15 protein-coding genes and 1 other annotated feature are annotated in these 13974 nt (G+C 36.2%); of the genes, 1 reads left to right on the top strand and 14 read right to left on the bottom strand.

Annotated features, from left to right (window positions below; all coding sequences use genetic code 11):
• Positions 1 to 153: 153 nt before the first annotated feature.
• The 10 genes from metK to HMPREF2926_RS00285 all read right to left on the bottom strand — a co-directional run bounded on the left by metK (position 154) and on the right by HMPREF2926_RS00285 (position 7357).
• Entirely contained in the window at positions 154 to 1344 is a 1191-nt protein-coding gene (gene metK, locus HMPREF2926_RS00330) for a methionine adenosyltransferase (RefSeq protein WP_070586087.1), read from the bottom strand.
• 408 nt (positions 1345 to 1752) lie between these two features.
• Positions 1753 to 2979 (bottom strand): ABC transporter permease, encoded by a 1227-nt coding sequence (locus HMPREF2926_RS00325; RefSeq protein WP_070586086.1) that lies wholly within the window; start codon positions 2977 to 2979, stop codon positions 1753 to 1755.
• 263 nt (positions 2980 to 3242) lie between these two features.
• Positions 3243 to 3542, bottom strand: a complete 300-nt coding sequence (locus tag HMPREF2926_RS00320) for a hypothetical protein (RefSeq protein WP_256262995.1) — start codon at positions 3540 to 3542, stop codon at positions 3243 to 3245.
• A 136-nt stretch (positions 3543 to 3678) separates the two neighbouring features.
• Entirely contained in the window at positions 3679 to 4119 is a 441-nt protein-coding gene (locus HMPREF2926_RS00315; RefSeq protein ID WP_070586085.1) for a hypothetical protein, read from the bottom strand.
• A gap of 173 nt (positions 4120 to 4292) precedes the next feature.
• Positions 4293 to 4760: a deoxycytidylate deaminase gene (locus tag HMPREF2926_RS00310; RefSeq protein ID WP_176745522.1), complete on the bottom strand. Its 468-nt coding sequence runs from the start codon at positions 4758 to 4760 to the stop codon at positions 4293 to 4295.
• 104 nt (positions 4761 to 4864) lie between these two features.
• A complete protein-coding gene (rplT, locus tag HMPREF2926_RS00305) occupies positions 4865 to 5224 on the bottom strand; it encodes a 50S ribosomal protein L20 (protein ID WP_000124830.1) in 360 nt (119 codons plus the stop codon).
• Positions 5225 to 5273: 49 nt separating this feature from the next.
• Positions 5274 to 5474, bottom strand: coding sequence for a 50S ribosomal protein L35 (rpmI, locus tag HMPREF2926_RS00300; RefSeq protein ID WP_003003453.1), 201 nt, complete (start codon positions 5472 to 5474; stop codon positions 5274 to 5276).
• Between the two features lie 33 nt (positions 5475 to 5507).
• Positions 5508 to 6038: a translation initiation factor IF-3 gene (gene infC / locus HMPREF2926_RS00295; RefSeq protein WP_003003721.1), complete on the bottom strand. Its 531-nt coding sequence runs from the start codon at positions 6036 to 6038 to the stop codon at positions 5508 to 5510.
• A 16-nt stretch (positions 6039 to 6054) separates the two neighbouring features.
• Positions 6055 to 6183 (bottom strand) — a sequence feature (ribosomal protein L20 leader region).
• A 23-nt stretch (positions 6184 to 6206) separates the two neighbouring features.
• Positions 6207 to 6887: a (d)CMP kinase gene (cmk, locus tag HMPREF2926_RS00290; RefSeq protein WP_070586083.1), complete on the bottom strand. Its 681-nt coding sequence runs from the start codon at positions 6885 to 6887 to the stop codon at positions 6207 to 6209.
• Between the two features lie 14 nt (positions 6888 to 6901).
• Complete coding sequence (locus HMPREF2926_RS00285) at positions 6902 to 7357, bottom strand: SAG1386/EF1546 family surface-associated protein (protein WP_049482462.1); 456 nt, start codon at positions 7355 to 7357, stop codon at positions 6902 to 6904.
• A 45-nt stretch (positions 7358 to 7402) separates the two neighbouring features.
• Here HMPREF2926_RS00285 and HMPREF2926_RS00280 point away from each other — a divergent pair, with 45 nt between their 5' ends.
• Positions 7403 to 7603, top strand: coding sequence for a ferredoxin (locus tag HMPREF2926_RS00280; protein WP_003003472.1), 201 nt, complete (start codon positions 7403 to 7405; stop codon positions 7601 to 7603).
• 9 nt (positions 7604 to 7612) lie between these two features.
• Here HMPREF2926_RS00280 and HMPREF2926_RS00275 read toward each other — a convergent pair whose 3' ends face one another.
• From HMPREF2926_RS00275 to HMPREF2926_RS00260, 4 genes are all read right to left on the bottom strand, one after another.
• Positions 7613 to 8089, bottom strand: a complete 477-nt coding sequence (locus tag HMPREF2926_RS00275; RefSeq protein WP_070586082.1) for an EbsA family protein — start codon at positions 8087 to 8089, stop codon at positions 7613 to 7615.
• 94 nt (positions 8090 to 8183) lie between these two features.
• Complete coding sequence (locus tag HMPREF2926_RS00270; RefSeq protein ID WP_070586081.1) at positions 8184 to 10709, bottom strand: LTA synthase family protein; 2526 nt, start codon at positions 10707 to 10709, stop codon at positions 8184 to 8186.
• A 22-nt stretch (positions 10710 to 10731) separates the two neighbouring features.
• Positions 10732 to 12219, bottom strand: a complete 1488-nt coding sequence (locus tag HMPREF2926_RS00265; RefSeq protein ID WP_070586080.1) for a DUF2142 domain-containing protein — start codon at positions 12217 to 12219, stop codon at positions 10732 to 10734.
• 5 nt (positions 12220 to 12224) lie between these two features.
• Positions 12225 to 13973: a rhamnan synthesis F family protein gene (locus HMPREF2926_RS00260; RefSeq protein WP_070586079.1), complete on the bottom strand. Its 1749-nt coding sequence runs from the start codon at positions 13971 to 13973 to the stop codon at positions 12225 to 12227.
• Position 13974: the final 1 nt, after the last annotated feature.

Here is a 13974-nt window from a genome sequence, read left to right as displayed (position 1 = left end):
ACTATCGTTTTTTGCAACGGAAATAAAAGGGACAACGTATTCAAAATACTGCATCTATTATACCACAGATCGACCTATTTTTCCATCTGTAGGAATTTTCAAAACGAAAAAAAGCTAGGATCAACTTGACCCTAACTTTTCCATTTCAACTAATTATTTTACAGCTTCTTTCAAGGCTTCAACCTTGTCCAAACGTTCCCATGGAAGGTCGATATCTGTCCGTCCCATATGGCCATAAGCCGCTGTTTGACGATAGATTGGACGTTTCAAATCCAGCATTTGGATAATCCCTGCTGGGCGAAGGTCAAAGATCTCACGCGCTGCTGCTTCTAATTTGCTTTCAGCGACTGTTCCAGTACCGAAGGTATCAATACGAACAGAGACAGGTTGAGCAACCCCAATGGCATAAGCCAATTGCACTTCTGCTTTCTTAGCAAGACCTGCCGCTACGATGTTTTTGGCAATGTAGCGAGCTGCATAAGAAGCAGAACGGTCCACCTTAGTGGCATCTTTACCAGAGAAGGCACCACCACCGTGACGTGAATAACCACCATAAGTATCCACGATGATCTTACGACCTGTCAAACCGGAATCCCCTTGAGGTCCACCGATAACAAAGCGACCAGTTGGGTTGATGAAGAATTTGGTCTCCTCATCTAGATAAGAAGCTGGAATCACTTCCTTGATGACCTTGTTAATCACATCTTCGTGGATTTGTTCATTGCTGACATCTGGATCGTGTTGGGTTGAAATAACAACCGTATCCACGCGCACTGGACGATCGTTTTCATCGTACTCAACAGTGACTTGTGATTTGGCATCTGGACGAAGATAGCTAATTTCCCCAGACTTACGAAGCTCTGCCAAACGACGAACCAACTTATGACTGAGTGAGATTGGCAATGGCATGAGTTCTTCTGTTTCATCCACTGCAAAACCAAACATGAGACCTTGGTCTCCTGCTCCGATCAAATCAAGTGGATCTTGATCTGCATTCCCACGAACTTCCAAGGCTTCATTAACCCCTTGGGCAATATCAGGAGATTGTTCCACCAAAGATGGGTGTACTCCTACAGTTTCAGCTGAGAATCCATATTCCGTATTAGTATAACCAATCTCTGCAATGGTATCACGAACCACACGGTTAATATCGACATAGGCATTGGTTGAAATTTCACCAAAAACATGGACTGAACCTGTATAAACAGCTGTTTCAGCCGCAACGTGTGCTTCTGGATCTTGCTCTAAAATAGCATCTAAAATAGCATCTGAAATTTGGTCTGCAATCTTATCTGGATGCCCCTCAGATACTGATTCAGACGTGAAAAGTTTACGTTCTGACATAAAAATGTCCCCCCTTAAAAAATATTGTTATAGAGTTACAAAGTACTGATAGACAGTCTATCATCTTATCGGGACCATATAACACTTCATTATAACACATTACAAATGATATGGAAAATGATTTTTCAAGAAGCCCATTAAATCAGCTTTTTCGGGCTATGCGCTATCTAATTAAATCGACTTAAACAGTCCTCAAAGTTCCTAAAAAGTACTTAAAAAAGTTGACAAAAAATACCCCGTAGGGTATCTATCAATTTACGAGTTCAGTAGGCAAGATCTAGCACCCTCACACGGTGCTTTTTTATCTTCAAAAATGGTAGGCTACCGCGCACCTATTGGTGCTCGATGACCTACCATCTACTTAAATGATAACATATCTTTAAAAATTTTCAACCCTATCTACTTTAATCAGTCTCCATTTTTCAATAATATAGTTCCAATAAATACCAAGACTCCCAGAATAAAGGATAATATATTTGGACCTATCCAATAAGTATCTGGCGTACCTATAATGGAAATAACAAATAAGATAGCTGCGGCATTTAGGAGTCCTTTACTTCCTTTTCTCATACCAATGAAAAGTAATATAGTCGCAATCATAAAACAAATATAATGGATGGCACCAATATATAAGATCAGTAGATACATGGGGTTTCCTAAAAATAAAGGAAAAATCATAATACCAAGGTGACAGACTGCTATTATAAGGGCGCTCCATAACCAAGACGACTGAAGAATAATTCTTTTTGGTGAATTTTCTTTATCATTGTTTGATCGTATCTCAGCATTCAATTGATCGTTTACATCTATCTCTCCTTTTACTTGAGGGTATTCCATCTCTGGTTTAGTTTCAATAGATGATACATCTTGTACTTTCACCTTGGACTCCCAGCTATCTGCAACTTTATCAAACAAACCAAAAACACGACAAACAATATAAATCGATAAGAGAAGATAAAAGAGACCGTAAAAGCTTATACGAGAGATAAAAGAGTATACTACACCTATCTCAACAAGAGAAGATAAAATTAGCAAAAGAGAAAAGACTTTCTGAAGTTTATCACTTGTACTTGTGATCATAACATTAATCAGAAGTAGAAACATTAACTCCATTACAGTGTATTGAAGTGTAAAAGCGTAAATTACACTCGTTCTATCCATACCAAACAATATAAATAATGGAGATATATTGGTTGAGGCAACAAATAGTACTAAATAAGTTATCGTTGATTTCCAACCATCTTTACTTTTCCAATCGTTTAAAAGCTCCCTCATTTCTACATTCTTTATAAGCAAGCAAATCCATATTAAACAAATGATATTTAGCACAAAGGAAATGTTCATCAGATTTGTTAGGGAGAAAGGTGGTAAAAAAAACATCAGTAGTTGAGTAATTGAGAGGAGAAGAACAGCTATCAATCCTTCAACATTTAAACGTTGCTTCATGATTCTCCAAATTAACCAGCAAATAATCATTCCATTCCATATAGAAAAAATACTAGAGGCATTGAACAGTGGTGTATTTCCATTTAAATTTTGAGCATTATAGCTCTCTACTAGACTACTACCATAAGAAACAAGATAAAGAATTGCTTCAAGAATTAGCAGTATACCATACCATTTTTTTCCAGGCATAGATTCTCCTCCACTTTCTAAGAACAGTATTTAACGATTCATTCATTTAAATTATAACACAATTTGTAACCGTTTTCTTGGTGAGTTATCAGTAATAAATAAAATAGATAGGATTGATCATCCTACCTGCTATCATCACTCTTCATTTTTTAACAATACAGTTCCAATCAATACCATCACTCCTACCACAAGCGGTGGTATATGATTAATCAGCCAATCTGGATCACCCGCAGCAATAAATGAAAAAACATAAATAGCTGCTGCTATAGAGTTGCTTTATTGCCGTTCACATTTCCATTCCAAAGCAGGATAGTGGCAATAACAAAGCTAATAATATGGATTCCCAAAAAGTACAAAAAACCACCAACCCATGATCCTAGTGAAAAGAGACCTAATAAAAGCAAAACGATATAAGCAATGGCTAGGACCGAGGCAAAAGCAAGTATTCCAGATTTCCCAATTCTCTTTTCTGAATCAAATTCACCAACAGGTGAACGAACTTCATCTGTAATCCTTTCCTCTTTCTCTTTTTTTACTGCAGAATGTTTTGGTTGATCTGACATTTCATTTCTTCCTAAAGTTCTTAGTTATCTTTTAAAATAATAGTACTCAAAAATCGACAAAAAGAATTGATTTAACTATCGCTTTGATCGACCCAAATACTTTTTTTAAGTAAAGTGGCCCATACCTATCTTTTAATTAAAAGCTTTTCTCTTCTTTAACCAGGAGTGTTCCGATTAAATCCAGAACACCAAAACATAAGGGAGCAATTCGAAATATTTCCCAGTCTGGATCAAAAGCCAAGATGATTGACAGCAGATAGAGTCCAATACTCGCATAAAGAAGGCTTTTATTCCCCTTCTTCATCCCTAGTCGAATTAGAAAGGCCCCAATCGCAAGACTTAATAAGTTTGGACCAAGGAAAATCAAAACGACAAATCCCCATCCATAACCCGAAAGTGCAAAGAGAGAGACAAACAATACAAGATAGATAATGGATAAGTAAAAGGTCACTGAAAGAAGAATAGAATGTAAGCTATTTTCTTTTGGAGGATTCTGAACAAATACAGAATTAGGATGATCTTCACTGATCTTACTATGTTCGTTATTTTCTTCAAAATGTTTCTCTTTGTCTGTCATCACGGTTTCCTACCTTTCATATAACAACAACCCCAGGTCCCTGGGCGAATAAGAAAATTAGATAGCAAATTTTACGTATCATCACACTCTTCTTCCTCTAGACGAATCAGCCAAGCGTGATCTCAAAAACAAGCTTTCTATTAGATCTATATCAAGTTTCAGACAGGATTTTTTTAAATGAAGTCTGCCTTTGCAATAGCTTCTTTAACCACTTCCAATGGGAGATGAACCAGTTCTACTTCTTTTTCACGGTAGAGGTATTCGGCATATTCATCGATGCGGTATTGATGGATGTATACCACCCGCTTGCAGCCAACTTGGAGTAACTGCTTAGTACAATTGAGACAAGGAAAGTGCGTCACATAAGCTGTGAAGCCTTTGGGAATCCCTCTTTCAGCTCCTTGCAAGATCGCATTGACTTCCGCATGAATCGTACGGACACAGTGTCCCTCGACCATGAGGCAGCCATCTTCTAAACAATGATCTGTTCCAGAAACAGATCCATTATAGCCGGTTGCAATGACCTTATTATCCTTAACCAGAACAGCCCCTACTTTCGCCCGATTACAGGTCGCCCGATTCGAAATCAGTAAGGCCTGAGCTGCAAAATACTCATCCCATGCAAGTCGATTGTGTGTCACCTTTAGGTCCTCCATCTAATATGATTACTCCTATAATTGATTTCATTATAGCATGAAATCAGCAAGAAAAAAAGACTGAGAAAATCTTCCCAGTCTTATAAACATTATTTACCAAGTTTTGCTTTAGCTGCATCTGCAAGAGCTGTGAAAGCTGCTGCATCGTTAACAGCCAAGTCAGCAAGCATTTTACGGTTAACTTCGATCTCAGCCAATTTCAAACCATGCATCAATTGTGAGTATGAAAGTCCGTTCAAACGAGCTGCCGCATTGATACGTGTGATCCACAATTTACGGAAGTCACGTTTCTTTTGACGACGGTCACGGTATGCATAGTAGTAAGAGTTCATTACTTGTTCTTTTGCAGTACGGAACAAGATATGTTTAGCTCCATAGTAACCTTTAGCTAATTTAAGAATACGTTTACGACGTTTGCGTGATACAACGCCACCTTTAACACGTGCCATTTATATTTCCTCCAATATTTCCTAGAATTCTTTACTTACGAATACGCGATTATTTCAAGCGAGTAAGCATTGCTTTGATACGTTTGAAATCTCCTGCATGCACCATAGATGCTTTACGAAGATGACGACGTTGTTTCTTAGTTTTTCCGTGGAAACGGTGAGAAGTGTAAGCACGGAAACGTTTAAGTCCACCAGAACCTGTACGTTTGAAACGTTTAGCTGATGCGCGGTGTGTTTTTTGTTTTGGCATGATATTTTCTCCTTTTTTTAACTTTCTGACAGATTATTTCTTGTCAGTTGCTGGCGCCAACTGCATGAACATTTGACGTCCATCCATCTTAGCTCGTTGTTCGATGATCGCCACATCTTGTGTCGCTTCAGCGAAGTCGGCTAAAACTTTAGCACCAATCTCTTTGTGGGTAATCATACGACCCTTAAAGCGAATGGATACCTTCACTTTATTTCCTTTTTCAAGGAATTTGCGAGCATTGCGAAGTTTGGTATCGAAATCACCCTTGTCAATCACTGGGCTCAAACGAACTTCTTTCACGGTCACAACGCTTTGTTTTTTGCGTTGTTCTTTTTGCTTCTTCTGGTACTCAAATTTGAACTTACCGTAGTCCATAATTTTCGCAACAGGAGGTTTAGCTTGAGGTTGAATGAGAACCAAGTCTACATTAGCATCGTCCGCAAGTGCTTGCGCTTCGCTAAGTGGTTTGATACCCAATTGCTCACCTTCAAGACCGATTAAGCGAACTTCACGTACACGAATTTCATCATTGATGAATAAGTCTTGCTTTGCTATGGTTTTCACCTCTTTTTTATTATTCGAGAAAAACAAAGAACGGACCTGCAAAACAGGCCCGAACTACATGATGTATTTCATTACTGAAACTTGATCCGTAGGGGCCAGGCAACTTGCGTCACAAGGCGAGAAGTTCTCACTTCTGCTTTTCTCAACTTTTATATGATATCAAGTTTTTTATTCTTTGTCAAGAAGTTTTTTTGCTTTTTCTTCAATAAAGGCAACAACGTCTGCAATTCCAACACCCGTTGTGTCAAAATGAATGGCATCAGCTGCAGGTTTTAAAGGAGAAACGGCACGGTGGCTGTCCTTATAGTCCCTCTCAGCGATTTCTTTTTTCAACAATTCAAGATCCGCTGTGATGCCCTTTTCAACATTTTCCTTATAACGACGTTCTGCCCGCTCCTCAACAGAAGCGACCAAAAAGATCTTCAACTCTGCATGTGGAAGGACGACTGTCCCAATATCGCGTCCATCCATAACGATGCCCCCCTCTGCTGCAATTTCTTGCTGTAGAGTGACAAGTTTTTCACGGATCGGCGCAAGTGCTGCAACCCATGAAACATTGTTGGTCACTTGGTTATCGCGAATCGGGTGAGTAATATCCACGTCCGCTACAAAGACAAGCTGCTCTCCTTCTTCCGAACGACCGAAACTAATTGGATACTGATCTAAAAGGGCTAACAAGTCATCAACCTGTTCAGCTGTCAGATTATTTTGCAAAGCTAGGTAAGTTGCTGCACGGTACATAGCTCCTGTGTCTAGATACGTATAGCCTAGATCCTTGGCAATGATCTTTGCAACTGTAGATTTTCCACTAGAAGCCGGTCCATCAATGGCAATTTGAATTTGTTTCATGCTGTCCTCAACTCCTACTGAATCTTAACGACATCACCAGGATTGGCATACCATGATCCTGTAGACATGTGAGATGGATTTAACTGTTCCAATTGGGCAATGGAAATACCTGCACGCGCAGCGATCGCTGCTTCCCCTTCACCTGCTTGAACAGTGATCGTGCCTTCTTCAGAGTTCTCATCTTTTGAACTATCGTCTTTAGCCGCTTGGTCAGTTTGTGCTGCAGGGGCTGATGATTTCTGTTCAACCTTAGTCTCTCCATTGTAGAAACCAGACATTTGTTTTGATTTATTGCTGCCACCTGTTGAAAGGAAAATCAACAAGCAGACCATCGCCACTACTACTACAAAGAAAATAATGGCTAAAATCGTCAATAGACGATCTGCCTTCATTCCGTTTAACTTACTCGTTCTTTTCAATGTTTCTTCTCCATCATCGTAAATATCTTCTTCCCATGGTTCTTTTGCCATGACTTCCTCCTTGTTTTTTCTCGTAAAAATCATTACAATAGAAGTATGAAAGTTACGTTAATTCCAGATCGTTGCATCGCTTGCGGTCTCTGTCAGACCTATTCTGAATTATTTGATTACCATGACAATGGCATCGTTAAATTTGCTGCTGAAGAGGACGACCTCCTTGAAAAGGAGGTTCCTGTCACAAACGATGTTCTCGAGGCTATTAAAGAATGCCCCACTCGTGCTCTCTTAAAAGATTAAGAGGGCTTTTTATTTGTTTGCATAATACATCTCGTAGTAATCCACATGGATGAAATTGTCCGTCAGGATTACTTCTCCCTTAAAATAAGGATTTAAGGCAAGTGCATTGATAAAGTATTTTTTCGGCCATTTACGCATACAGAATGTCCGACTGCGCGAACCATCATTAAAAATGAGCTTGATCGATTTCTTATTTACTTCGACCTTTTCAATCGAATTAATCTTCACCTTGATTGGAGTAAAAGGATTAGCTGTAATAATCCGCAAGATCCCATCCTCATAGATCGTGAAGTAACGATGGACCCCAATCGCGAGCAAGACCATAAATAAAAAGAACGAAAACAAAACTAGCGTTGGCACACTAGAGCTCTCATACATCAAGGCCAGTCCAATAAAGACCGGAATCACTGCAATGGACCAATAAGTCACAAGAATGGATAAGTCCGGTTGCCAATGATAATGGACCTTTCCGAATATCTTAATCATGAGCATACCCCCATCTAATAGTTTAGCATAAAAAACAAAAAAAAGGGAGCCAGACAGCCAAAATCACAAAGATTTTTACCTGCTTGCTCTCCTTTTAATTGGATTTATCAGTTGGAACTTTAAAGAAGTCTTTAGAAAGGTAACCTTTCCCACTAATCAAGTCGTATTCAACCATTTTCAAATCCTCTGCAATTTCTTGTGCTTCTCCTTCCAAGGCCTTTTTATCGACACTTGCTTTTTTCAGTACTTCTGTCAACAAAGCATAGTAAGGCGAAACTTTTGAATTGGTCTGTTCAAAGACCATAGCAGAGAAATCACTTGAATTGACCAAAGGATAGTTCAATTTCGGTGCATCAAAATTACTCCAAATGAAGTAGTCTGTCTGATACTGACTCTCCGGATTATTCTTAAAGGCGGACTCAGGATAGAGACCTGGCAAGTGATCTCCATAAAATACCACTGTAATCTTCTTATCTATTTTAGAAAGACTTTCCAGGAAGGATTGGGTAGAGGTATCGGTAAAGGTTAAAAGACGTGAATAATTCGTTAACTTGGTATTTTCATCATTTGAAAAACCGTTGCCTGTTGCTGTTAAGTCTGAAGGTTCTCCTGCTATAAATGGGGAGTGATTTTGAATCGTAATGACAGAAAAGAATTGATTCTTTTTAGCATCCATCTCTTTTAATACTGCCTTATACGTAGATTCATCGCTTATATGTACTTCTTGATAACCTAAATCATAATTCTTTTTATCATCAATACTTATAAATTTATTGAATTTCAATCTATTGTAAATTACATTTCTAGAATAATTAATTGGAGATTCGAAATGAATAACTTCTTTATTATTAAAAGAATCACTAACTGAAATTAGTCTTCTCATTTTAGGAGCAACCTCTGAGTACAATACAGAAACTGTAGGATTAATATTATAAAAAGGTAACCCCGTCAATGTTTGGAACTCCATATTTGCAGTTCCACCACCATAACCATCCGATTGCATTAATCCACTTGTAACTTTTGTCTTAATTTCTTGAATTTTTGGTATAGGATTTCTAGATAAATTTACCCCCTCAATTCTTGATGGATCAGCAAAACTTTCACTTAAAACATAAACAATCGTTTGATTATCAATTAACTCATTTCTATTTTTATTGATTTCTAATGCTACTTGATCATATTTCTTCTCAATTTCTTTGATTTTTTCTTTACTATATCCCTTCGGTTCTATAATTGGATCTGTTGTGATTTGATTCAACCATACATATGACAACGATCGATATCTAGCGTTTATGGAATTTCCTAACCATTTTGTATCTTGGAAATTATTTAACAAGGTAATAATCGGAACGTCATCAATAATTTTTCCATTATCTTTTCTTTTAAAAATAGAATAAAGATTAATGGACAATAAGAGCATAAGTCCTAATAAAACAAATCTTAAAATCGTTGCACGAATAATTCTACCTGGATAAATATATCTCCGTCCTATTATATAGATAAACGTAAAAATGACTAAGGAAATACTCACAATCATTAAAACCGGGGCATCTACAAAACTAAATAAAACAGAAGGTTGAAATACCCAGACCAAATCACTTGGCAAAATTGGTTCCGCACGCATACTAAATTTTATAGCATTAGCAACAATAAACAGAACCCCACCAAATAAAATCAATATTGTCGTAAATAAATATCTATTAAAGACTATATATAGAAAAATAAACAGATAAGATAAACATAATATCTGAAATATTACACCTCCAGGAAATATTGAGTATCCAACCAAAGGTTCCCCATGGCCTAAACCCAATTGAATTCCTGTATTAAATAATATTGCAAGACTAATACTTGTAAATATAGCTAGCGAAAAACTAGACCTATTTTTTACTACATCAACTTGTCCTTTTACAAAAAGCAAGCCAACTAAAGTCAGAAAAATACTTAAGAGCAGCAAATAAAATTCTAAAATCCAAAATTGGCTCAAGGAATACTTTCCCGCTCCTAATTTCTCAAAATTTCCAGATACATACCATGATGTACGATATAATAAAGAAGGGATTTTAGAATCAGTAAAAATGAACGAACAAACTAGGCTAGAATGCAAGACATATTCGAACAGTTTCCCAATAGGTTCTAATTTTTTTCTGTTTGCTTTATTATCATATGATTTTCTAATCTGTCCTAAAACATAAGAAATTACTAACAATGATAAAACAAAAGTTAGAGAATTACATTGCCAAAAATTATTTTTTTCAAAATGATCAATCTTATAACTAGGATTATTAATATTAAGCGAAACATCAATCGAGTAAGATAGTATTAAATAGATTACATATGAAACTAAAATCTTAAGGAAAAAAATCCATTTTAAAGTGTATTGTGAAATTAGTAAAACTAAAATTAAAAATGAAATTCCAAACCAAATACCACACTGATTAACCAGAAATAATACAGATCCTGTCGATTTAATTTCTTTAGAAATTAAATTTTGTATTAAGAAAGTGTTACTTATAAAAAATAAAAGAAGGAGAGCTAAACAGTACTTTTGTGTTCTTGTTATTTTATTATAAATTTTAAAAAGAAAATCTCTAAAATCTAATTTCCTCTTTCTCTTCATTTTTTATCCTTCCTAAAATTTTTTACCCCTGCAATTGAGTGTATATTCCGATACTAATTGTTAAAATATTTAAATACACTAACATATATTGCAAACTACATTCAAAATTCGAATCTTCATTTTGAATGGTCATATCTAAAAAACCAAATAATTTTCTAAACCATGATCCACAAAAAAGTGGCAAAAACATCAGAATAAAATAATAATAACGACCTTGTACACCACCTACAGTAATATCACCTTTGTGGTATACCCTAGGATCTCCTGAAATAGCAATTACTATTAATGAGGCAATACCTGTAAGTAAAAGAAGACAGTAATATTTAAAAAATGTTGGCATTTCAATTTTATTTTTTAATGCAATGACAAACATAGCGAAAAAGAAAGTAACTATCGAAATTGCAATTAAAAACGGAGACGATTCTGAAACATATTTCAATGGTTCAGAAACAAAGTCATGAATAATACCGTATGGCGCTAAAAGTAAAGTTCTAATTAATGGTAATGGATGTGTTACAAAATATAATAGTCCTGGTCCTTTGCCTGACAAAGCATTGTCTGAAGCAAACAATTTAATGATTCCAACGTATGTAAAGGAAATTAACAAATTTAAACCAAACAGGATTGAACTGAATTTTCTTACTGATTTATCCTGATAATACTTATTTGGCAATATTGAAAATAGACTTCCAATTAATACAAACGGAAATTTTGCAAATGAAAATAATAATGTAGAGCATTGAAATACAAAAGCATATTTTCTATCAATTTTACGTTCACCTGATAGAATATTTGTCAATATAGCAAGACTAATTAAAGTTGCTCCAAAATATAAATAATCATAATGATAACCTGCTATGATGTACAATACTGCAGGGAATGTAGAAAATAAATATATCGCTTCTCTATAAACTTTGCTGATTTTTAATGCAATAAATACTAGAATGGCATATGCTATTACTTCGAAGATTCTTCCCAAATAATAGGAAACAAACACTTTTTTAGAGATTAATCTACCTATATTCCATCCAATTGCACTAGGAATGAAGGCTGGATTATCAAATCCAACTCTTACTCCTTTAATTTTACTTTTCTTATGCTCAACATTGAACCAATAATTTTTATCTTTTTTACTAGGATTTCTTAGTGCATCATACTTAAAAACTGAATTATAATCTTCCAATTTCTCATTAGAATATTTAAAAAAAGGACTATCAGAAATACTAATTACGTTTGGTAAATGAGACTCTTCATCTAATCCATATTGGACTGGTTTCACTACTGAAATGACACTACCGAAAATAATTATCAGAAAAAACGCATTAATTGGCAATTTCTTTTTGTCTGTTGGATCAAAAAGAATAAAATAAATTACAATACTAATAATTAATAGTATGATATTAAGATTGATAGTAAATTGAAATAAACTAGCCAAAAACACCCTTGAAAATAATACTAAAAATATAGCGATTAAAATATTTCTAATTTTAGTCTTATCAATAACTCCCATATAATTTACTCTACTTTCTTTATCATTCTTTTTAGTATATATTTCACAGCTCTTGCAGGACCGATCACGATATACTTCAAGGCTCCTTTGATCCCCCCAATTTGATTAAAGTCTACAAAGGTATGGGGTTGAAGATCTTCGCGATTGTTCAACTGCTTATTATCAATAAATGGTGTCAGAACATGTGGGTTTTGAGAGATCCTAAAGTCATATTTTTGATCCCAAGCAATGTAGATCAACAAACGTTCGATCGCATGCAATATCGAATTTTGAGGTAAAGGTTCGGCTGGAACATCTGCTGCTGTCAAATTCAAATCAAAGAGTGGTTTCAAAGCATCGTATTTAAACCAAACAAAGGTTCCATAACTCATAACAAAGGTATTGAGATTTTTGAAGTCAATCGTCTTGGTCGCTCCCATCCGTTCCCAGAGCTTGTTCATCTCTGGTGAAATAAGAGCCTCATTCCAAGCAACCACTATTCGATTGTAACGGAAGAAGGTTGGAATATCTGCGATAATGATTCCGACTTTTGGATTGGCCTCCATATTGGCCAGGATTTGATCAGCTGGGTTAACTAGCATCTCGATCAATTCTTTGCGCCAAGATTCACCTGCCCAAAAATCTGCTTCTTTTGATTTTTTGGTATGGAAATGACCTACATAATCATAACGGGAGAGTTGCTCTTTTAGGAGCAACATTGGCAACACATCTCGTCCAATGTTTCCAGTCACCACAACCGTGGCATCTTGTGCTCGATGAGAAAGAATTTTCTCAATAGCCTGCTTCTTCTCTTCTACATCTGTCGTAATCCATAAGTCATAGGCAAAATGAAAAGCTTGGAAAGCATCTAGAAATTCTTCCAAGAGGTCCACATAAAAGACATGAAGATGAACTGCAACTTTTTTACCGAACTCTCCAGCTAATTCCTGATTTTTCAAGTACTTACGCGATAACAAATACGGATAGTCCGGACGATCGATCATAGACATGTGGTTGAGAATCAAATCTAATGGATAGTTCGATACACGCTCCAACTCGTCAAAAATATAAGGCATAATTCCTTCATTGTTTGCAATGGTTTTGACTTTGATGATAGGAACCTTATGATTGAGAATCGCTGTAGGATTATAGTAAGAAAAGTCTGGATAGAGCATCCCTGTAGTCACTTCATGAATGGTATCAAAGACCGTCTTATAGCGAAAACCTGCATCCAAGAAATTCGTTGTGACCTTGGTTTCATAGTTATCAATCACATCTTGAACATTGGTGAAGTCCTGAACACCTTGCCAAAATTCATGGAAGGCACTTGATGTCAGCACCTGTTTTTTAAAACTAAGATAATAACTCTGAATATGCTCGTTAAAATCCTTGTCTTTCCGGTAATTGGTCATTCCCCAGAAATCCACTTCATCATCATGTTCAAACTGCTGATAGATTGGTTCTAGATCCCAAAGAGGTCCAAAGCAGGTATCATTCATGAGGGTAATCGAATCAAAATGAGCCAGTTGGTCAAAGCCAACTGTCTTCATTCCATCCCGCCACGCCGCAAAGTCAAAGCCACTATTTTGGCGTTCAAGGATATCATCCACCAAGTGTTGAGTGGACAAATGGTCCTTCACATTTTCTGGTAGCTGACTATTGGAGATAAAGACCACCCGTGAATACAAGGGGCGAATCTTTTCTAATTGATAGAGTACATGTCCACTAATAAAATTGAATTTATTATAGTGAACATATAAAAGTAAACGTTGCATA

Origin of the sequence: Streptococcus sp. HMSC078D09 (genome assembly GCF_001813675.1) — a bacterium.
Taxonomy (GTDB): domain Bacteria; phylum Bacillota; class Bacilli; order Lactobacillales; family Streptococcaceae; genus Streptococcus.
Note: the sequence above shows the minus strand (reverse complement) of the source record. Positions and strands in the feature narration are given on the sequence as shown.

Coding starts and splice junctions, on each gene's coding strand:
- cmk (WP_070586083.1), bottom strand. CDS start 6,887: ATGAAACAAATTCAAATTGCCATTGATGGACCGGCTTCTAGTGGAAAA.
- HMPREF2926_RS00320 (WP_256262995.1), bottom strand. CDS start 3,542: ATGTCAGATCAACCAAAACATTCTGCAGTAAAAAAAGAGAAAGAGGAA.
- HMPREF2926_RS00270 (WP_070586081.1), bottom strand. CDS start 10,709: ATGAAGAGAAAGAGGAAATTAGATTTTAGAGATTTTCTTTTTAAAATT.
- rpmI (WP_003003453.1), bottom strand. CDS start 5,474: ATGCCAAAACAAAAAACACACCGCGCATCAGCTAAACGTTTCAAACGT.
- rplT (WP_000124830.1), bottom strand. CDS start 5,224: ATGGCACGTGTTAAAGGTGGCGTTGTATCACGCAAACGTCGTAAACGT.
- HMPREF2926_RS00285 (WP_049482462.1), bottom strand. CDS start 7,357: ATGGCAAAAGAACCATGGGAAGAAGATATTTACGATGATGGAGAAGAA.
- HMPREF2926_RS00315 (WP_070586085.1), bottom strand. CDS start 4,119: ATGACAGACAAAGAGAAACATTTTGAAGAAAATAACGAACATAGTAAG.
- HMPREF2926_RS00325 (WP_070586086.1), bottom strand. CDS start 2,979: ATGCCTGGAAAAAAATGGTATGGTATACTGCTAATTCTTGAAGCAATT.
- HMPREF2926_RS00265 (WP_070586080.1), bottom strand. CDS start 12,219: ATGGGAGTTATTGATAAGACTAAAATTAGAAATATTTTAATCGCTATA.
- HMPREF2926_RS00280 (WP_003003472.1), top strand. CDS start 7,403: ATGAAAGTTACGTTAATTCCAGATCGTTGCATCGCTTGCGGTCTCTGT.
- HMPREF2926_RS00260 (WP_070586079.1), bottom strand. CDS start 13,973: ATGCAACGTTTACTTTTATATGTTCACTATAATAAATTCAATTTTATT.
- metK (WP_070586087.1), bottom strand. CDS start 1,344: ATGTCAGAACGTAAACTTTTCACGTCTGAATCAGTATCTGAGGGGCAT.
- HMPREF2926_RS00275 (WP_070586082.1), bottom strand. CDS start 8,089: ATGATTAAGATATTCGGAAAGGTCCATTATCATTGGCAACCGGACTTA.